This window comes from Streptomyces sp. NRRL S-1813 (assembly GCF_000719605.1).
Lineage (GTDB): Bacteria > Actinomycetota > Actinomycetes > Streptomycetales > Streptomycetaceae > Streptomyces > Streptomyces decoyicus.
The window spans coordinates 42,401-62,493 of sequence record NZ_JOHB01000005.1 but is presented as its reverse complement, the minus strand read 5'-3'; the positions used below and the strand labels follow the sequence as shown (position 1 = coordinate 62,493).

Sequence of the window (20,093 nt, the reverse complement as noted above, 5' to 3'; positions counted from 1 at the left end):
CGGGAAACACTGTTCGAAATGCGGTCGCGCGTGCGGAGAGTCCACCCGGCCGGTGGACGATGCGCTGCTGCATCTCGTCCCGGACATGCGGCGGTGCGGTATCCGGCTGGACGAGTCGCTGTTCGTGCGGCCGGTGGAGGTGGGCGCGGCGCTGGCGGCCCGGACGTACCGGACGCCGGTGGACGTGGTGCTGGAAGTCACGGACCCCTTCTGCCCGTGGAACGAGGGGCGTTGGCGGCTGTCCGGTGACGCGGCGGGCGCTTCCTGTGCGCGGACCGCGGACCCGGCCGAGCTGGCCCTGTCCGTACGGGAGCTGGGGTCGGCGTATCTGGGCGGCTTCTCGCTGTCGTCACTGGCGGCGGCGGGCCGGGTGCGGGAGCTGCGGCCCGGTGCGCTGGCGGCGGCTTCGGTGGCGTTCGGGGCGGATGTGGCGCCCTGGCTGCCGCACGGGTTCTGAGGGCCGGTCCGGGCCGGCCCGGCCGTCAGCCGCCGGTGGACGGCTGACAGCCCGGGCACCAGAAGAGGTTGCGGGCGGCGAGACCGGCGGTACGGATCTCGCTGCCGCAGATGTGGCAGCCCAGGTGGGCGCGGCGGTAGACGTACACCTCGCCGCCGTGGTCGTCGACCCGCGGCGGGCGGCCCATGGCCTCCGGCAGATGTTCCGGGCGGACGGTGTCGATCCGGTTGTCCCGGACGCCCTCGGCCATCAGGAACACCAGGTCGGCCCAGAGCGCGTCCCATTCGGTGCGGGTGAGGTCGCGGCCGGGCCGGTAGGGGTCGATGCCGTGGCGGAAGAGGACCTCGGCGCGGTAGACGTTGCCGACTCCGGCGATGATCTTCTGGTCGAGCAGCAGCGCGGCAATCGTCGTACGGCTGCGGGAGATCCGCTGCCAGGCGCGGGTGCCGTCGTCCCCGGGGCGCAGCGGGTCGGGGCCGAGCCGGTCGTGTATCGCGTGCTTCTCGGCTTCGGTGATCAGTGCGCAGGTGGTGGGGCCGCGGAGGTCCGCGTAGGCGGACGCGTTCGCGAGCCGGAGGCGCACGGTGTCGGTGGGCGGCGGGGCGGGGGCCGTGCCGAAGCCGAGCTTGCCGAACAGCCCGAGGTGGACATGGATCCAGCGATGCGGGTACCCCCTGGACCGATGGGGGTCCCCCCGGTCGAACGGAGTTGGGACCGGGGAATCGTCGGAGGTCCTCGGGGGAGGGCCGAAGCCGAGGAAGAGGTGTTTGCCGTGTGCCTCGGCGGTCGTCATGACCTGGCCGTCGAGGAGCGCCGCGCCGCCGGTGAACTTGCCCTGCGGACTGCTCACCCGGACCGGTTCGCCCTCGAAGCGGGAGCGGTGGTCCAGGGCGAGGCGGTGGATCGTATGCCCCTCGGGCACGGATGTCCTCCAGTGGGCGCGCCCGCCCTCCCCGGCGGCCGGGGAGAGCGGGCGACGGGATGAACGGGGGTCAGCCCTGCGGGTGGTGGGCGGGGACGGCGGGCAGTTCGCCGGTGGTCTCGTAGGCCGAGAGCATGTCGATGCGGCGGGTGTGCCGCTCCTCGCCCGAGTAGGGGGTGGCGAGGAAGACCTCGATGAACTTGGTCGCCTCTTCCCGGGTGTGCATCCGGCCGCCCACGGAGATGACGTTGGCGTCGTTGTGCTCGCGGCCGAGCTTGGCGGTCTCCTCGCTCCAGGCCAGTGCGGCCCGGACGCCCTTGACCTTGTTGGCGGCGATCTGCTCTCCGTTGCCGGAGCCGCCGATCACGATGCCGAGGCTTTCCGGGTCGGCGGCGGTCTTCTCCGCGGCACGCAGACAGAACGGCGGGTAGTCGTCCTGGGCGTCATAGATGTGGGGACCGCAGTCGACGGGCTCGTGGCCGTGGGCCGTGAGCCACTCGACGAGGTGGTTCTTGAGTTCAAAACCGGCATGGTCGGAGCCGAGGTACACGCGCATGCGATGAGTGTGACACGAGCGGCGCCGGGTAGGCGCCGCTGGGTCTTTCCCGGGGCACTGTGCACAGAAAGCGACCTTCCGCCTTCCGTACGCAAGCGCGGTGCACAACCTTCCAGGGTTTCACACAACAATCCGACTTTAGACCTTCCAATCCACGGTGAACGAAGATCTAATGCGGGGGATCCATCCGCGAACCACGAAGGACGGTGCACATGGGCGCGCACCCTCCCCCAAGCTCTGAAAGAGCAGGGGGCACCCCCACCACCACACCGGTCCCCACCGGCAACCCCGGCAGCGGACCCACCGGGGGACAGTCGCAGGACGGGCTCCAGGCAGGGCTCAAGAACCGCCATCTGTCGATGATCGCCATCGGCGGTGTCATCGGTGCCGGCCTGTTCGTCGGCTCCGGCGCCGGTATCGCGGCCGCCGGTCCCGGCATCCTGCTCTCCTACGCGCTGACCGGTCTGCTGGTCGTGCTGGTGATGCGGATGCTGGGCGAGATGGCCGCGGCCTCCCCCACGTCCGGCTCGTTCTCCGCGTACGCGGACCGGGCGCTGGGCCGCTGGGCCGGCTTCACGATCGGCTGGCTGTACTGGTTCTTCTGGTCGGTCGTGCTGGCCGTCGAGGCGACCGCGGCCGCCGCGATCCTCACCGGCTGGGTCCCGGCCGTCCCGCAGTGGGCCTGGGCGCTGCTGGTGATGATCGTGCTGACCGGCACGAATCTGGTCTCGGTCGGCTCGTTCGGCGAGTTCGAGTTCTGGTTCGCCGGGATCAAGGTCGTCGCGATCGTCGTCTTCATCGTGATCGGCGCGCTGGCGATATTCGGGCTGCCGCCGGGCGGCTCCCCGGTCGGCACGGAGAATCTGACCGGGCACGGCGGATTCCTGCCGCACGGTCCGGGGGCGATCCTCTCCGGCATGCTGCTGGTGGTCTTCTCCTTCATGGGCAGTGAGATCGTCACGCTGGCGGCGAGCGAGTCGCCGAACCCGGTGCAGGCCGTCCGCAAGGCCGTCAACAGCGTCATCTGGCGGATCGCGCTCTTCTACATCGGCTCGATCGCGGTGATCGTGACGCTGCTGCCGTGGAACTCCAAGGCGGTGGAGGAGAGCCCGTACGTGGCCGTGCTGGAGTCGCTGGACATTCCGTACGCGGGCACCGTGATGGATGTCGTGGTGCTGACCGCGGTGCTGTCCTGTCTGAACTCCGGGCTCTACACCGCCTCCCGGATGGCGTTCTCGCTGGGACAGCGCGGGGATGCGCCGAAGTCGTTCGCCACCGTCAACAAGGGCGGGGTGCCGGCGGTCGCGATCTGGGCGTCGGTCGCCTTCGGCTTCATTGCGACGATCTTCAGCTACACCTCGAAGGACACCGTCTTCCAGTTCCTGCTGAATTCGTCGGGCGCGGTGGCGCTGTTCGTCTGGCTGGTCATCTGCCTCTCGCAGCTGCGGATGCGCCGGGTCATCGAGCGGGAGACGCCGGAGCGGCTGACGGTGCGGATGTGGCTGTACCCCTGGCTGACCTACGCGACGATCGCGCTGATCGTCTTCGTCATCGGCTACATGTTCTACAACCCCGAGGGGCGCCAGCAGATGGTGCTGTCGGTGGTCGCGGCCGTGGTGGTGCTGGCGGTCGGGCTGATCCTGGACCGGCGGCGGCCGCGGGACACCGTGGCGGCGGACCAGGCGGGCGCCGACGTCGCCGCCCGGCCCGCGGACCGGATCTAGCAGGGCACCGGCAACGGGCCGGGCCCCGCACACCGAAACGGTGACTGCGGGGCCCGGCCCGTTGCGTGCGGCGTGCGGCGCCTGCTCAGCCGCGGCGCCCCGCCAGCTTCCAGGCCGTGGGCAGCGCGCCCATCGCCAGCGCGGCCTTGAGGGCGTCACCGATGAGGAACGGGACGAGTCCGACGGCGACGGCCTGGCCGAAGGACATGCCGGTGCTCAGCGCGAGGTAGGGGACGCCGACGGCGTAGACGAGGGCCGTGCCCGCGGCCATGGTGGCGGCGGTGCGCAGCACCCCGCGGTCGCCGCCGCGGCGGGCCAGCGCGCCCACGACGGTGGCGGCGAGCAGCATGCCCGCGATGTAGCCGAAGGTGGCACCGCCGACGCCGGAGGCGCCGCCGGCGAACCACGGCATGCCCGCGATCCCCGCCAGGGCGTACAGCGCGAGCGAGAGCAGCCCGCGGCCGGCACCGAGCGAGGCGCCGACCAGGAGCGCGGCGAAGGTCTGGCCCGTGACCGGGACCGGGGAGCCGGGGACCGGGACGGCGATCTGGGCCGCGATGCCGGTGAGCGCGGCGCCGCCGAGCACCAGCGCGGCGTCACGGACGCGGGCGCGGGAGGCGGTGGCGGCCGGCAGCAGATCGGCGAGGACTGCGCCGGGACGAGTGAGAGCGGCAGTGCTCATCAGGACTCCGCGAGGTGAGAGGGATACGGGACGGGACGCGATGACGTTAGTCCAGCGGACCGTCGGCGATCATCGTGTGGCGCTGACAAAGCCTCACCGGCCCGCTTGGAGAGTTCCGAACAACCGCCAGAATGCCCGGCCCTGACGGGGCGCGATACGTCATTGCAGGTCACGTGATGCTCATCACGGCCGGGGCCGGTGCAGAACACCGGTTTTGTGGTAGCGCGCGACGTGCGGTGACACTGGGTCCGCCCCGCGGTGACCTGTGGAGTTCCCCCAATCCGCCGGCGGCCCCGCCGCCCCGGCCCTTGCGAGAGTACGAGCCCATGCACGACGCACCGACCCAAGCCGCCGAACCCTCCCTGGCGGCGGGCTCCGAGGGAAAAGAGCCGCTGTCCGCGGGCCTCAAGCAGCGCCATCTGACGATGCTGGGCCTGGGCGGAGTGATCGGCGCGGGCCTGTTCGTGGGCTCCGGCGCGGGGATCGCGGTGGCCGGGCCGGGGATCGTGCTGTCGTATCTGATCGCGGGTGCGCTGGCCATGCTGGTCATGCGGATGCTCGGCGAGATGTCGGCGGCGATGCCGGCCTCCGGCGCGTTCTCGGTGCATGCGGAGCGGGCGCTGGGGCGCTGGGCCGGGTTCAGCGTCGGCTGGCTGTACTGGTTCCTGCTGGTCGTGGTGCTCGCCGTGGAGGCCTCGGGCGCGGCCCGAATAGCCAACGGCTGGGTGCCGGGGGTGCCGCAGTGGGGCTGGGTGCTGGTCTTCATGGTCGTCTTCACCGTCGCCAACCTGGCCGCGGTGAAGAACTTCGGCGAGTTCGAGTTCTGGTTCGCGACGCTGAAGGTCACCGCGATCGTGCTGTTCCTCGTACTGGGCCTGCTGGCGGTCTTCGGGGTGCTGCCGGACACCGAACCGGTCGGGCTCACGAACCTCACCGGGCAGGGCGGTTTTCTGCCCCACGGCTGGGGCGGGGTGATCTCCGGTGTCCTGGCGGTGGTGTTCGCCTTCGGCGGCCTGGAGGTCGTCACCATCGCCGCGGCCGAGTCGGACGATCCGGCGCGCGCGGTGGGCCGGGCGGTGCGCAGCGCGGTGTGGCGCATCCTCTTCTTCTACGTCGGCTCGATGCTGGTCATCGTGACCCTGCTGCCCTGGTCGTCGATGGAGCCGGGCAAGAGCCCCTACGTCGCGGTGCTGGACAGCATCGGAGTGCCGGGCGCCGGGCAGATCATGAACATCGTGGTGTTCGTGGCGCTGCTCTCCGCGCTGAACGCCAATCTCTACGGCTCGTCGCGGATGGTCTTCTCGCTGGCCGAGCGGGGCGAGGCGCCGCGGGCGCTGCTGAAGGTGTCGGGACGGGGGGCCCCCCGCTCGAGCGGAGCCGAGAGTGGGGGAGGGGTGCCGCGCCGCGCCGTGCTCGCCTCGGTGGCCTTCGGGTTCGTCTCCGTGCTGCTGAATCTGAAATGGCCGGATTCGGTCTTCCTCTACATGCTCAACGCGGTCGGCGCGGTGCTGCTGTTCGTCTGGGGCCTGATCGCCGTCTCCCAGCTGCGGCTGCGGCCGCGGATCGAGCGCGAGACGCCCGGGAAGCTGACCCTGCGGATGTGGGCGTTCCCCTATCTGACCTGGGCGGCGCTGCTGGCGATGGGTGGTGTGCTGGTGCTGATGCTGACCGATGAGGCGGCCCGGCCGCAGCTCCTGTGGTCGGCCGGGGCGACCGGTCTGGTGCTGCTCGTCGCGGGCGCACGCGAGCTCCGGAACCGCCGCGCGCGCCGCTGAGGCCCGTGCGACGGAGGTCACACCGCGTCATAACTGACGATGGATCGAACACACACAGTCGCAAAAACGTCTGAATACCGAACATTCGCTGCACGACTGTTGCCCTGAGCGGACACCGGCGCTCAAACTGAGCCCGCTTTGCCGAGGACCCCGGAGTTCACCGTCGGCAGGCCCCTGCGCGATCCGCCGCCCCGGCGGGGATCCAGGGGGTCCGGCAGCGCCGTCGCACCGGTCGCCGCCCCGGGAGAACGCAGTATCGCCTTGCTCCGCTCTCACCTACTGGGACAGGTACGACATGAATCGGACACCCTCGTCCGCCGCACCCGCGCGCGAGCACGGCGACGCGGTCCAGGGCCCCGGCAGCGGCTCCACGCTGTCCAACGGCCTCAAGCAGCGCCACCTCTCGATGATCGCCCTGGGCGGGGTGATCGGCGCGGGCCTGTTCGTCGGCTCCCGCGAAGGCATCGCGGCGGCCGGCCCGTCCATCGTGCTGGCCTACGCCGTCTCCGGCGCGCTGGTCATGCTGATCATGCGGATGCTCGGCGAGATGGCCGCGGCGAATCCGGCCTCCGGCTCCTTCTCCGTGCACGCCGAGCGCTCCATAGGCTCCTGGGCCGGGTTCACGGTCGGCTGGATGTTCACCGCGCTGCTGTGTGTGGCGGTGGCCGCCGAGGCGCTGGGCGCCGCGGATGTGATGCTCCAGTGGTTCCCGGGCACCGAGCCGTGGATGTGGGTCCTGCTGTTCATGGTGATCTTCACCGGAACGAACCTGACCGCGGTCTCCAACTTCGGTGAGTTCGAGTTCTGGTTCGCCGCCCTCAAGGTCGCGGCGATCGGCATCTTCCTGGTCCTGGGCCTGCTGGCCATCTTCGGCGTGCTCCCCGGCACCCACGCCCCGGGCACCTCGCACCTCACCGGTGACGGCGGCTTCCTGCCCAAGGGCGTCGACGGCCTGATGGTCGGTCTGCTGGCCTCGGTGTTCGCCTACGGCGGTCTGGAGACGGTGACCATCGCGGCCGCCGAGTCCAAGGACCCGGTGCGCGGTGTCGCCGGCGCCGTGCGCACCGCGATGTGGCGGATCGCCCTCTTCTACGTCGGCTCGATGGCCATCATCGTCACGGTCATCCCCTGGAGCGCCCCCTCCATCGCCAAGAGCGGCCCGTACGTGGCGGTCCTGGACTACCTCAAGATCCCGGCGGCCGGCCAGATCATGAACGTCGTCATCCTGATCGCGCTGCTCTCCGCGGTGAACGCCAACCTCTACGGCTCCTCGCGGATGGCGTACTCGCTCATCTCCCGCGGGCAGGGCCCGGCCTTCCTCGGCAAGGTCAGCGGCGGCGTCCCGCGCCGCGCCGTCCTGCTGTGCGCCACCTTCGGCTTCTTCGCGGTGCTGCTGAGCTTCCTGTGGCCCGGCACGCTCTTCCAGTGGCTGCTGAACATGGTCGGCGCGGCCGTCCTGGTGGTGTGGGGCTTCATCGCCACCGCCCAGCTGCGGATGCGCCGGATGCTGGAGCGCGAGACGCCCGAGAAGCTCGTGGTGAAGATGTGGGCCTTCCCGGTCCTGACCTGGGTGGCGCTGGCGGGCATCGTCGCGGTGCTGCTGCTGATGCTGCGCGACGAGAACCAGCGCATCCAGCTGCTGTTCACCGGCGGCTTCGGGGTGGTCCTGGCCGTGATCGGGCTCGTACGGCAGCAGTCGCTGAGCAAGGGCGCGGACCTGGCCGAGAAGTAACGACCCCACTCCCCGCAGGCGGGGCGGGACCTCCTTCCGAGGTCCCGCCCCGCCTGCGTCTTCGGGACCAGGCCGGGCCGCGGAACCGGCCGATGATCAGTCCTGCTGGTAGCGTGCTTCTGCACATCAATTGCAATAAGAAGTCGTAAGCAGTTGGAGAGGCTCGGCATGGCCACCTACACACTTCCTGAACTTCCGTACGACTACTCGGCGCTGGCCCCGGTCATCAGCCCCGAGATCATCGAGCTGCACCACGACAAGCACCACGCGGCCTACGTGAAGGGCGCGAACGACACCCTGGAGCAGCTCGCCGAGGCGCGCGACAAGGACTCGTGGGGCAGCATCAACGGCCTGGAGAAGAACCTCGCGTTCCACCTCTCCGGCCACATCCTGCACAGCATCTACTGGCACAACATGACCGGCGACGGCGGCGGCGAGCCGCTGGAGAAGGACGGCGTGGGCGAGCTGGCCGACGCGATCGCCGAGTCCTTCGGCTCGTTCGCGAAGTTCAAGGCCCAGCTGACCAAGGCCGCGGCCACCACCCAGGGCTCCGGCTGGGGCGTGCTGGCCTACGAGCCGGTCTCCGCCCGGCTGGTCGTCGAGCAGGTCTACGACCACCAGGGCAACGTCGGTCAGGGCTCGGTCCCGGTCCTGGTCTTCGACGCCTGGGAGCACGCCTTCTACCTTCAGTACAAGAACCAGAAGGTGGACTTCATCGAGGCCATGTGGCAGGTCGTGAACTGGCAGGACGTCGCCAAGCGGTACGCGTCCGCCAAGGAGCGTGCGCACAGCCTGCTGCTGGCGCCGTAACGGCCCCGCCCGCGGCCGCAGTCGTCCTGCCTCGTGATCGTCTTCTCACCGCTCACCCGGCAGGCGGAATAACGGAGCGCCTCCGCACGTCCGATACGTGCGGAGGCGCTCCCCTGTGCCGCAGTGCCACGCCTCAGTCGAAGACCGGGCCCTGCGTCCGGGTCCGCTTGATCTCGTAGAAACCGGGGATGGACGCGACCATCAGCGTCCCGTCCCACAGCTTGGCGGCCTCCTCGCCCTTGGGGGCCGGGGTGACGACCGGGCCGAAGAAGGCGATCTGCTCGCCGTCGTGGCCGGGGACGGCGATGACGGGAGTGCCGACCTCCTGGCCGACCAGGTCGATGCCTTCCTTGTGGGAGGCGCGCAGCTGCTTGTCGTACGCGTCGGAGTCCGCCGCGTCGGCCAGCTCGGCGGGCAGACCGGCCTCCTCCAGGGCGTCCACGATCGTCTCGCGGGTGCGCTCCAGGCCGCGGTTGTGGAAGCGGGTGCCGAGCGCGGTGTAGAGCGGGCCGAGCACCTCGCTGCCGTGCTGCTGCTCGGCGGCGATGCACACCCGTACCGGGCCCCAGGCGGTCGCCAGCAGCTCGCGGTACTCCTCCGGCAGCTCGTCGAGCTTGTCCTCGTTCAGCACCGCCAGGCTCATCACATGCCAGCGCACCTCGACCGGGCGGACCTTCTCCACCTCCAGCATCCAGCGGGACGTCATCCACGCCCAGGGGCACAGCGGGTCGAACCAGAAGTCTGCGGGGGTCTTGGCGGTCTCGGACACGGGGTCTCCTTATGCGAGCTGTGCTGGGTCGGTCAGCGGGGCGCTTCCGTGGACGGTTCAACCGACGGCGGGCGTGCCATGATTCCCGTTGTTCGATATTCGTGGACGAGGACGAGGGAGTCACGTCGTGCCAGGTGAGAATCTGTCCCGGGACGAGGCACGTGAGCGGGGTCGACTGCTGGGCGTCGACGCCTACGACGTGGTGCTGGACGTCCGCTCAGCGGTCGCCTCCGGTGCGGACGCGGAGACCTTCCGCTCCCGGACGACGCTGCGCTTCCGCTGCGCCGAGCCCGGCGCCTCGACCTTCGCGGACCTGCTGGCGCCGTCGGTCACCTCCGTCACCCTCAACGGCCGGGAGCTGGACCCCGCGGCGGTCTTCGACGGCACCCGGATCGCGCTGGACTCCCTGGCGGCCGAGAACACCCTCGTCGTCGACGCACAGTGCGCCTACAGCCGGACCGGTGAGGGCCTGCACCGCTTCGTGGACCCCGAGGACGGCGAGGTCTACCTCTACACCCAGTACGAGCCGGCCGACTCCCGGCGGGTTTTCGCCAACTTCGAACAGCCCGATCTGAAGGCCCCGTTCACCTTCGAGGTGACCGCCCCCGAGGGCTGGCGGGTGCTCAGCAACGGTGCGCAGGAGGGCGAGGCCGAGGGCGGCCGGCACCGTTTCGCCGTGACCCAGCCGATCTCGACGTACATCACCGCCGTGGTCGCCGGCCCGTACCACTACGTCTCCGACATCTACCGCCGCACCTTCGAGGACGGCACCGAGCTGGAGATCCCGCTGGGCGCGCTGTGCCGCAAGGGCCTGGCCAAGCACTTCGACGCGGACGACATCTTCACCGTCACCAAGCAGGGCCTGGACTTCTTCCACGACCACTTCGACTTCCCCTACCCCTTCGGGAAGTACGACAGCGCCTTCGTCCCGGAGTACAACCTCGGGGCCATGGAGAACCCGGGCTGTGTCACCTTCCGCGAGGAGTTCATCTTCCGCGGCAAGGTGACCGAGGCGTCCTACGAAGGACGGGCCAACGTCATCCTCCACGAGATGGCGCACATGTGGTTCGGCGATCTGGTCACCATGCAGTGGTGGGACGACCTGTGGCTCAAGGAGTCCTACGCGGACTTCATGGGCGCCTTTGCGCTGGTGGGGTCGACGCGCTTCACCAACGGCTGGATCACCTTCGCCAACCGCCGCAAGTCCTGGGCCTACCGCGCCGACCAGCTGCCCTCCACCCACCCCGTCACCGCCGACATCCGTGACCTGGAGGACGCCAAGCTCAACTTCGACGGCATCACCTACGCCAAGGGCGCCGCGGTCCTCAAGCAGCTGGTGGCGTACGTGGGGCAGGACGCCTTCCTGGAGGGCGCACGGCGCTACTTCAAGCGGCACGCCTACGGCAACACCCGGCTGACGGACCTGCTGTCGGTGCTGGAGGAGACCTCCGGCCGCGACCTGGCCGCCTGGTCCCGGGCCTGGCTGGAGACCGCGGGCGTCAACTCCCTCACCCCACAGGTCACTTACGACGCCAAGGACCGGATCACCGAGCTGAGCATCCTCCAGGAGGCGGCGCCCTCGCACCCGCAACTGCGGCCGCACCGGGTCGCGGTCGGTCTCTACCGGCGGCAGACCGCGTTCTCCGAGGGCGGGGGCTCGGCGCTGGTGCGCTACGCCCGCGCCGAGGTGGACGTCTCCGGGCCGCGGACCACCGTGCACGGCCTGGCCGGTCTCGAACGGCCCGAGCTGGTGCTGGTCAACGACGAGGACCTGACCTACGCGAAGATCCGTTTCGACGAGGGTTCGCTGGCGACCCTGCGGGCCCGGCTCGGCGATCTGGCCGACCCGATGGCACGGGCGCTGTGCTGGGCCGCGCTGTGGGGCCTGACCCGTGACGGGCTGATGCCGGCCCGCGACTACCTCGATCTGGTGCGCCGGTTCGCCGGCCGGGAGACCGACATCGGCGTGCTCCAGTCCCTGCACGGGCAGGCCCGGACGGCGCTGGAGCAGTACTCCGCGCCCCAGGACCAGGAGCGCGCCGCCCGGGAGCTGGCCGAAGGCACGCTGCACGAACTCCGGCTGGCCCCGCCCGGCAGCGACCACCAGCTCGCCTGGGCCCGGCACTTCATCGCCCTCGCCGCCTCCCCCGCCGATCTCCAGCTGCTCCAGGGCCTGCTGGCGGGTACGGCGAAGATCGACGGCCTGGACGTGGACCAGGAGCTGCGCTGGACGATCCTGGAGCCGCTGGCCGCGCACGGCGTCGCGGACGAGACCGTGATCGCCGCCGAGCTGGCCCGCGACAACACCGCCTCCGGCAGGCGCCACCAGGTGCGCTGCCTGGCCGCCCGCCCCTCGGCCGAGGTCAAGGCGCAGGCGTGGGCGCAGGTGGTGGAGTCCGACGTGCTCTCCAACGCCCTGGTGGAGGCGACGGACGCCGGGTTCGCGCAGTTCGGGCAGCGGGAGCTGCTGGCCCCGTACCGGCCGCGCTACTTCGCCGCGATCGAGCGGGTGTGGCGGGAGCGCTCCATCGAGATCGCGATGGAGGTGGTGCGCGGGCTGTTCCCGTCCTGGCTGGTGGAGCAGGCCACGCTGGACGCCGCGGACGGCTGGCTGGACGGGCATCCGCAGGCGGCGCCGGCGCTGCGCCGGCTGGTCCTGGAGAAGCGGGACGATCTGGCCCGGGCACTGCGTGCACAGGCTTGTGACGAGGCGGCCGGACCGAGGCCGTAACCCCCGTGGCGACCAGGCCCTTTCGGCAGTCGAACGCCCGTACTTTAGTACAGGGTTGTCCGGTTTGTGGTACGGGCGTGTAACAGCGGTTAGGGGGCGGAGCGGAGGCGGGAATCGAGGGGTCATGAACCACGACACCCCGCTCTCCCCCCTCCCCCTCCAGCACCTCTCCGCCGCGCACCGCCGGGTGATGACCACCCGTCAGCTGCGCGAGCACGGCATCCCCGCGGCGGAGGTCACCGAACGCTGCCGCCCCGGCGGCCCCTGGCAACAGGTGCTCCCCGGCATCTATCTGCTGCACCCGGGACCGCCCACCAGTGAGGACCGGCTGCATGCGGTCCTGCTGTACGCCAGTCACCGGGGGCCGACGGTGCCCCGGCAGGCCACCGCGTCCGGGGACGCCCCCGAGGCGATGATCACGGGGCTGGCGGCGCTCGCCCTGCACGGCTTCACCGAGGCGCCCCCGCTGCTCGCCCTGGACCGCATCGAGGTGCTGGTGGCCCGCACCCGGCGGCTGCGCTCGACCGGTTTCGCGCGGATCGTGCGGGCGGTGGAGCTGCCCGTCGCGCAGGAGATCACCGGGGTGCCGGCCGCGCCGGTGCCGCGCGCGGTGGCGGACGCGGTCGGCTCGCTCACCGACGCCCCGACGGTGCGCCGGCTGCTGACCGAGGCGGTGCGAGGCGGCCACTGCGAGGCGACGTCGGTGGTACGGGAGCTGAGCCGGGCCCGGCTGCTGACCCGGCCGCATGTGGTGGACGCGGTGGACACCCTGCTGGCCGAGGGCCGGGCGCTGGCCGAGCAGCGGCTCTATGCGATGGTGCGCGCCCACGGACTGCCCGACCCGCTGTGGAACGTCGAGCTGCGGCTGCCGGGCGGGCCGCACCTGGGCGGGGTGGACGCCTTCTGGCCGGAGCACGCGGTGGCTCTGGAGATCGACACCCGGGCACCGCGCCCCGAGGAGGACCCGCTCCAGTCGCCGTTCTTCCACAAGCGCGAGCACCTGGAGCGGCTCGGCATCACCGTCGTCCGCTGTCTGCCGCGCACCCTGCGCACGGCACCCGAGCAGCAGGCCGCGGTGATCCGTACGGCCCTGATGGCAGCCGGGGACCGGGAGCCGGGCGCGTATGTCGCGGTCCTGCCGCGCTAGGGGGTGTCTCCCCTGGCGCGGGCGCCGCCCGAGGCCGTCAGCTCCGCTGGAGCAGCAGCTCGACGTTGCGGTCCCCGGCCGTGCCGGCCAGGTCCGTACGGGCCTCGGGGGCGTTGAAGGACAGTTCGCGGTAGAGGGCCGCCAGTCCGGTCTGCGAGAGGTCGGCGAAGTCCGTGCGGTGCGGGGCGGCCGACTCGACCAGGGTGGTGAACAGCGACAGCGTGCCGTCGTGGTTGTCCACCAGCTCGATGACCCGGGCCAGCTGCGGGAAGTCGATGTGCGAGGCGGTGGAGATCTCCCAGAAGCTGCCGTGCGCGGTGATGTCGTTCTTGTGGCTGTGGCCGTTGATCCAGCCGACGACGCCGGGGTGGGCGGCCAGCACCTCCACCAGCTCGGCGCCGTTGTGCCGCCGCTCGTGCGGGTGGGCCGGGTCGGGGCGGGTGTTGTTCATCGTCTTGCTGGTGTGGTGGCTGAAGACCAGCACATGCGCCTTCTCCCCCTTCTCGTTCTCCTTCAGCGTCCGCTCCAGCCAGCGCAGTTGGGCGTCACCGACCGAGCCGGTGTAGTGGCCGCCGGGGTCGGTGGTATCCAGGCTGATCCCGAGGACGTCGTCGGAGACCCGGAAGGTGTAGTAGAGGCGGTTCCCGTCGAGATGCGCGGAGGTGTAGCCGTGGCCGTGCGGGCCGGGGCCGGTGTGCGCCGGGTCGAGGTGGGCGCGCAGATACTCGGCCCGCGTGAAGGGGGCGCGCCGCTCGTCGGGGGTGACCCTCCTGGACTGCTTGGTGTGTGAGGTCAGCAGCCGCTTGAAGTCCGCGCCCTTGGGGTCGAGGCCGTCCTTGACCGCCTTCCAGACCTTCGCGGCCTCGGCGGCGGGCAGCGTCTCCAGCTTGCGGCCGCCGGTGGCGATCTCGGTCCAGAAGGGGTCGCCGGGGGCGTAGCAGCCGCCGGGCAGCGAGTCGTGGTTGCCGACCGTCGAGTACCAGGGCAGCCGCAGCCCCGGGCTGTGGACGGTGCGGATCGCGGCCTCCAGGAACCCGTCCAGCCGCGGGAAGCCCTGCTGCTTGTCGGCGTCGCGCAGTGCGCTGGCCGGCTGCCAGTACAGCTTCAGCCCGCTGTCCTGGACGCCTTCGTAGCGGCGCGGGTCGCCGGAATTCGGGGTGATCCGGCCGCCGCTCATCGCGGTCAGGAACCACTCCAGCTCCAGCTTGGAGTTGTTGTCGGTGTTGTCCCCGGTGGTCATCACGAAGGACAGCGGGGCGCCGGTGGCGGGCCCGCCGGGCAGCGCGTTGACCCGCTCGATCAGCGAGATCACACCGGCCACCGACAGCGCCTCCTGCGGCCGCCAGGCGCTGGCGGTCTCGGCGCGCAGGTACTCGTAGCGCAGCGGGCTCTGCACATCGACCAGGTGCAGGTCGGTGAACTGGACGAACGACGCCAGTGCGGTGCGCCGCTTGGCTCGCCCGCCGTGTGCCGTGGCCAGATCGGCGCGGACGACCCGGTTCCAGGCGGGGCCGTCGGCGAGCCTGCGGTAGCCGCCGCTGCCGCGCGGGGCGGACACGCCGGCGAGCGTGGTCCCCCGGGTGTACGGCGTACGGGGGACGGCGGGGGCATCGACCGGGACGGGCGCGGCCGGGGCCGGGCCGGAGGTGACGGTGGCGGCCTGCGCCGGCCGGTCCGGGCCGACACCGAAGGCCAGACCGAGCCCGGTGGCGGCACCGGCGGCCCCGGTGGCGGTGAGGAACGTACGGCGGTCGAAGGTGGCGGCGGACCGTATACGGGACATACGCGGGCTCCCCGGGTGCGAACGCGAAGGCGGCCGGGCAGCACAACTGCCCTGTCACCTGGGATGGTTGGCATCGGGGATGACCTGAGTGTGAACGCCACCGCAACGCGGGGAACCCATCACCGCACAGGGAGCTGCCGGCCACCGGCCGGTCACGGAGCGCTGCCCGGGGGTGCGGCAGCCGGTCACCGGATGTTCACCCCGCGGGGTACCCGCAGGGCACCCCGCGACCGGCCGGCACGTACAGCGATCACGCTGCCACGCTCCGTCGCGATCCGGCCTTCCGGGCCGCCACGGAATGGAACGGATTGGACAAGGCGACGGGTGTCACACACATGATGGAGGCACTACTGAGCAGGTGTTCCGAGCAGACACCCGAGTCAGGCCAGAAAGAAGGAGTCCCATGAGGATCGGAATCGTCGGAGCCACCGGACAGGTCGGCGGCGTGGTGCGGGGCATCCTCGCCGAGCGGAACTTCCCGGTCGAGCAGCTGCGGCTGTTCGCTTCGGCCCGGTCCGCCGGACGCACGCTGCCCTGGCAGGACACCGAGATCACCGTCGAGGACGCGGCCACCGCCGACTACTCGGCGCTGGACATCGTGATCTTCTCGGCCGGCGGTGCCACCTCCAAGGCGCTGGCGGAGAAGGTCGCCGACGCCGGCCCGGTCGTGATCGACAACTCGTCGGCCTGGCGCCGTGACCCCCAGGTCCCGCTGGTCGTCTCCGAGGTCAACCCGTCGGCGATCACCGAGCGTCCCAAGGGGATCATCGCCAACCCGAACTGCACCACCATGGCCGCGATGCCCGTGCTGCGGCCGCTGCACGACGAGGCCGGTCTGGTCTCCCTGGTCGTCTCCACCTACCAGGCGGTCTCCGGCAGCGGTCTGGCCGGTGTGGAGGAGCTGGACGGCCAGGTCCGCAAGGCCGTCGAGCAGGACGCCACCAAGCTGACGCACGACGGCTCGGCCGTGGAGTTCCCCGAGCCGGACAAGTACGTCGCCCCGATCGCCTTCAATGTGCTGCCGATGGCCGGCTCGATCGTCGACGACGGGCTGAACGAGACCGACGAGGAGCAGAAGCTCCGCAACGAGAGCCGCAAGATCCTGGAGATCCCGGACCTGAAGGTGTCCGGTACCTGTGTCCGCGTCCCGGTCTTCACCGGCCACTCGCTCCAGGTCAACGCCCGCTTCGCGCGTCCGATCAGCCCCGCCCGCGCCCAGGAGCTGCTGGCCGGCGCCCCCGGCGTCACCCTCTCCGACGTGCCCACCCCGCTCCAGGCCGCCGGCCAGGACGCGTCCTTCGTGGGCCGGATCCGCGAGGACGAGACCGCCGAGAACGGCCTGTCGCTGTTCGTCTCCAACGACAACCTCCGCAAGGGCGCGGCGCTGAACGCCGTCCAGATCGCGGAGCTGGTCGCGGCCGAGCTGCGCGGCTGACCGACGCACGCACGACACGAGGTGCCCGTACGGAGTCTCCGTACGGGCACCCGTCCGTTCGGGGCGGTGCGGCCTCAGGCCCGGCGGACCTCGAACAGGAAGCAGCCGTACTCCACGGCCCGGACGTGCACCAGCGCCACCTCCGGTTCCGCGAACGCCTCGTCGAAGGCCGCGTCGAACCCGGCTGCCGCGTCCTCGGGGATCTCCAGGAGCCGGCCGCCGATGATGTGCCCGTCGGCGTCGTAGCGGCGCACGGTGCGCAGCCCGCCGGGCCGGCCGGCCGGGTAGCCCTCCGCGGTGGCGGTGGCCTCCGGGCCGGCGCAGTCCTCGGCGTGGATGAACACCGGCCCCGTCTCTTCGTACGCCCCGGGCCGCGCCCCGGTCGTGGCCGCCCAGCGGCGCAGCGGCGCATACGAGACGAGCGCCACCCGCTCGCCGGCCCGGATGTCCCGCAGACAGCAGCGCAGCAGACTGCCGACGCAGTCCAGCGGCACCCCGTCCGCACGCGCGGTGTACGGCTCGGCGGGCCGTCCGGCGTCGTCGGTACCGCGGAGTTCCTTGAGGGCGGTGGGAGGGATGGGAAGAGGGGTGCAGGTCGTCATGCGGCCAGCATCGGGCCCTGCCGGTGGGGCGTGCTGGCGGCAATCGGACGCCGTGGTCGCGCGCCGCGGTCACCCGGGGCGCCGGGTGCCGGCGCGGTGCTGTGCCGGGGCTGCGCCCACCTCCGGAAATACGCCCCCTCCTGAGCCCCGGGCCACATGGAAGGATGGCCGAAAGTTCCGATGCAATGACCAATGCGAAGGAGACGAACGGGTGCCTGGCACGAATCTGACCCGCGACGAGGCGCAGCAGCGGGCGCGCCTGCTGACCGTGGATGCGTATGAGGTCGAACTCGACCTCTCCGGCGCGCAGGAGGGGGGAGAGGCGGACGGCAGCGGCCACGGCACGTTCCGGTCCGTGACCACGGTGCGGTTCGACTCGGCCGAGGCGGGCGCGGACTCCTTCATCGACCTGGTCGCGCCGACTGTGCACGAGGTGCTGCTGAACGGCGAGGCGCTCGATGCGGGCGAGGTGTTCAAGGATTCGCGGATCGCGCTGACCGGGCTGCGGGCCGGCCGTAACGAATTGCGGGTCGTGGCGGACTGCGCCTACACCAACACCGGTGAGGGGCTGCACCGCTTTGTCGACCCGGTGGACCAGCAGGCCTATCTGTACACGCAGTTCGAGGTGCCGGACGCGCGGCGGGTGTACGCGTCCTTCGAGCAGCCGGATCTGAAGGCAACCTTCCAGTTCACCGTGAAGGCCCCGGAGGGCTGGACGGTGATCTCCAACTCGCCGACGCCGGAGCCGACCGGCACCGTCTGGCGCTTCGAGCCGACGCCGCGGATCTCGACCTACATCACGGCGCTGATCGCCGGTCCGTACCACAGCGTGCACAGCACCTACGAGAAGGACGGGCGGACGGTGCCGCTGGGCATCTACTGCCGGCCGTCGCTGGCCGAGCACCTCGACGCGGAGGAGATCTTCGCGGTCACCCGCCAGGGCTTCGACTGGTTCCAGGAGAAGTTCGACTACGCCTACCCGTTCGCGAAGTACGACCAGCTCTTCGTGCCGGAGTTCAACGCCGGCGCGATGGAGAACGCGGGCGCGGTGACCATCCGGGACCAGTACGTCTTCCGGTCGAAGGTGACGGACGCGGCGTACGAGGTGCGGGCGGAGACGATCCTCCACGAGCTGGCGCACATGTGGTTCGGCGACCTGGTCACCATGGAGTGGTGGAACGACCTGTGGCTGAACGAGTCGTTCGCCACCTACACCTCGATCGCCTGCCAGGCGTACGCCCCCGGCTCGAAGTGGCCGCACTCGTGGACGACGTTCGCCAACTCCATGAAGACCTGGGCCTACCGGCAGGACCAGCTGCCGTCCACGCACCCGATCATGGCCGAGATCAACGACCTCGACGATGTGCTCGTCAACTTCGACGGCATCACCTACGCCAAGGGCGCCAGCGTCCTCAAGCAGCTGGTCGCCTACGTCGGCATGGACGAGTTCTTCCAGGGCGTACAGGCCTACTTCAAGGCGCACGCCTACGGGAACACCCGGCTGTCGGACCTGCTCGGCGCGCTGGAGGAGACCAGCGGCCGGGACCTGAAGACCTGGTCGAAGAAGTGGCTGGAGACGGCGGGGATCAACATCCTGCGGCCGGAGATCGCGGTGGACGCCCAGGGCGTGATCACCTCCTTCGCGGTCAAGCAGGAGGCGCCCGCGCTCCCGGCCGGCGCCAAGGGCGAGCCCGTACTGCGGCCGCACCGGATCGCGGTCGGCGCCTACGAGCTGGAGGGCGGCAAGCTGGTCCGCACCGAGCGGATCGAGCTGGACGTGGACGGCGAACTGACCGCCGTGCCCCAGCTGGTGGGCAAGGCACGGCCGGCCGTCATCCTCCTCAACGACGACGATCTGTCGTACGCCAAGGTCCGGCTGGACGAGGAGTCGCTGAAGACCGTCACCGAGCACCTCGGCGACTTCACCGAGTCGCTGCCGCGCGCCCTGTCGTGGGCGTCGGCCTGGGACATGACGCGGGACGGCGAACTGGCCACCCGCGACTATCTGTCGCTGGTGCTGTCCGGTATCGGCAAGGAGTCGGACATCGGCGTCGTCCAGTCGCTGCACCGCCAGGTGAAGCTGGCGCTGGACCTGTACGCGGCACCGGAGTGGCGCGAGACGGGGCTGGCCGCCTGGACCGCGGCGGCCCTGGAGCAGCTGCGGGCGGCCGAGCCGGGCAGCGACCACCAGCTGGCGTGGGCCCGCGCGTTCGCCGCCTCGGCCCGTACGGACGAGCAGCTCGACCTGCTCCAGGGCCTGTTGGAGGGCACCGAGGAGGTCTCCGGGCTCGCCGTGGACACCGAGCTGCGCTGGGCGCTGGTGCACCGGCTGGCCGCCACCGGCCGGGCGGACGAGAAGACCATCGCCGCGGAGCTGGACCGGGACAAGACCTCGGCGGGCGAGCGGTATGCCGCGTCCGCGCGCGCGGCGCGTCCGACGGCGGAGGCGAAGGACGGGGCGTGGGCCTCGGTGGTGGAGTCCGACCAGCTCCCCAACTCCCTCCAGGAGTCCGTCATCGGCGGCTTCGTGCAGACCGACCAGCGGGAGCTGCTGGCGCCGTACACCGCGAAGTACTTCGCCGCGGTGAAGGACATCTGGAACTCCCGCAGCCATGAGATGGCGCAGCAGATCGCGGTGGGTCTCTACCCGGCGCTCCAGGTCTCGCAGGAGACGCTGGACGCCACGGATGCCTGGCTGGCGTCGGCCGAGCCGAGCGCGGCACTGCGCCGGCTGATGACCGAGTCGCGGGCGGGGATCGAGCGGGCGCTGAAGGCGCAGAAGGCCGACGCGGCGGCCTAGTCGTCCCACGTGGCGGGGGCCGCCTTCGCGGATTCCGCCGGACCCTCGTCATGGGGGTTGCCCGCCGTGGCGGCGGGAATTCCTTCCGCCGCCACGGCCGGTGACGCCGCCGGCGGACGGGCGCCTGGTGCGCTGCCGTCCGCCGGGCGAGGGGTCCCCCCTTACCCC

General features: G+C 71.1%; 14 protein-coding genes and 1 pseudogene. 9 read left to right on the top strand and 6 right to left on the bottom strand.

The genetic code is table 11. The features are described from left to right. Window positions 1-46: 46 nt before the first annotated feature. Window positions 47-457, top strand: a pseudogene (locus IF67_RS0110345) (sterol carrier protein domain-containing protein); the annotation flags it as partial. Between the two features lie 25 nt (window positions 458-482). Here IF67_RS0110345 and IF67_RS0110340 read toward each other — a convergent pair. Both IF67_RS0110340 and IF67_RS0110335 read right to left on the bottom strand, forming a co-directional pair. Beyond that, window positions 483-1,379 (bottom strand): Fpg/Nei family DNA glycosylase, encoded by an 897-nt coding sequence (locus IF67_RS0110340; protein WP_030984363.1) that lies wholly within the window; start codon window positions 1,377-1,379, stop codon window positions 483-485. Window positions 1,380-1,449: 70 nt separating this feature from the next. Then, window positions 1,450-1,935 (bottom strand): ribose-5-phosphate isomerase, encoded by a 486-nt coding sequence (locus IF67_RS0110335; protein ID WP_030984362.1) that lies wholly within the window; start codon window positions 1,933-1,935, stop codon window positions 1,450-1,452. A 212-nt stretch (window positions 1,936-2,147) separates the two neighbouring features. Here IF67_RS0110335 and IF67_RS0110330 point away from each other — a divergent pair, with 212 nt between their 5' ends. Further along, on the top strand, window positions 2,148-3,659 hold the full coding sequence (locus IF67_RS0110330) for an amino acid permease (RefSeq protein ID WP_030984360.1): 1,512 nt from the start codon (window positions 2,148-2,150) through the stop codon (window positions 3,657-3,659). An 85-nt stretch (window positions 3,660-3,744) separates the two neighbouring features. Here IF67_RS0110330 and IF67_RS0110325 read toward each other — a convergent pair whose 3' ends face one another. After that, a complete protein-coding gene (locus tag IF67_RS0110325; RefSeq protein ID WP_030984358.1) occupies window positions 3,745-4,341 on the bottom strand; it encodes a biotin transporter BioY in 597 nt (198 codons plus the stop codon). A gap of 326 nt (window positions 4,342-4,667) precedes the next feature. On the opposite strand from IF67_RS0110325, the gene IF67_RS0110320 reads away from it, so the two are divergent. The 3 genes from IF67_RS0110320 to IF67_RS0110310 all read left to right on the top strand — a co-directional run bounded on the left by IF67_RS0110320 (window position 4,668) and on the right by IF67_RS0110310 (window position 8,658). Next, window positions 4,668-6,116 carry an amino acid permease gene (locus tag IF67_RS0110320; RefSeq protein WP_030984356.1) on the top strand — a complete coding sequence of 483 codons (1,449 nt, stop codon included), beginning with the start codon at window positions 4,668-4,670 and terminating at the stop codon, window positions 6,114-6,116. Between the two features lie 295 nt (window positions 6,117-6,411). After that, window positions 6,412-7,848 (top strand): amino acid permease, encoded by a 1,437-nt coding sequence (locus IF67_RS0110315; protein WP_030984354.1) that lies wholly within the window; start codon window positions 6,412-6,414, stop codon window positions 7,846-7,848. 168 nt (window positions 7,849-8,016) lie between these two features. Continuing rightward, window positions 8,017-8,658, top strand: a complete 642-nt coding sequence (locus IF67_RS0110310; RefSeq protein ID WP_030984352.1) for a superoxide dismutase — start codon at window positions 8,017-8,019, stop codon at window positions 8,656-8,658. A gap of 133 nt (window positions 8,659-8,791) precedes the next feature. Here IF67_RS0110310 and IF67_RS0110305 read toward each other — a convergent pair whose 3' ends face one another. Continuing rightward, window positions 8,792-9,427, bottom strand: coding sequence for a DsbA family protein (locus tag IF67_RS0110305; RefSeq protein WP_030984350.1), 636 nt, complete (start codon window positions 9,425-9,427; stop codon window positions 8,792-8,794). Between the two features lie 127 nt (window positions 9,428-9,554). On the opposite strand from IF67_RS0110305, the gene pepN (IF67_RS0110300) reads away from it, so the two are divergent. Both pepN (IF67_RS0110300) and IF67_RS0110295 read left to right on the top strand, forming a co-directional pair. Further along, window positions 9,555-12,158 (top strand): aminopeptidase N, encoded by a 2,604-nt coding sequence (gene pepN, locus IF67_RS0110300; RefSeq protein ID WP_030984348.1) that lies wholly within the window; start codon window positions 9,555-9,557, stop codon window positions 12,156-12,158. Between the two features lie 124 nt (window positions 12,159-12,282). Further along, window positions 12,283-13,305, top strand: a complete 1,023-nt coding sequence (locus IF67_RS0110295; RefSeq protein WP_030984345.1) for a hypothetical protein — start codon at window positions 12,283-12,285, stop codon at window positions 13,303-13,305. Window positions 13,306-13,342: 37 nt separating this feature from the next. Here the strand turns inward: IF67_RS0110295 and IF67_RS0110290 are convergent, their stop codons facing one another. Beyond that, complete coding sequence (locus IF67_RS0110290; RefSeq protein WP_030984343.1) at window positions 13,343-15,088, bottom strand: TIGR03767 family metallophosphoesterase; 1,746 nt, start codon at window positions 15,086-15,088, stop codon at window positions 13,343-13,345. Between the two features lie 403 nt (window positions 15,089-15,491). Here IF67_RS0110290 and IF67_RS0110285 point away from each other — a divergent pair, with 403 nt between their 5' ends. Further along, entirely contained in the window at window positions 15,492-16,523 is a 1,032-nt protein-coding gene (locus IF67_RS0110285) for an aspartate-semialdehyde dehydrogenase (protein ID WP_030984341.1), read from the top strand. A gap of 74 nt (window positions 16,524-16,597) precedes the next feature. Here IF67_RS0110285 and IF67_RS0110280 read toward each other — a convergent pair whose 3' ends face one another. Next, window positions 16,598-17,125 carry a DUF1203 domain-containing protein gene (locus IF67_RS0110280; RefSeq protein WP_030984340.1) on the bottom strand — a complete coding sequence of 176 codons (528 nt, stop codon included), beginning with the start codon at window positions 17,123-17,125 and terminating at the stop codon, window positions 16,598-16,600. A gap of 211 nt (window positions 17,126-17,336) precedes the next feature. On the opposite strand from IF67_RS0110280, the gene pepN (IF67_RS0110275) reads away from it, so the two are divergent. Then, on the top strand, window positions 17,337-19,925 hold the full coding sequence (gene pepN / locus IF67_RS0110275; protein WP_030984338.1) for an aminopeptidase N: 2,589 nt from the start codon (window positions 17,337-17,339) through the stop codon (window positions 19,923-19,925). Window positions 19,926-20,093: the final 168 nt, after the last annotated feature.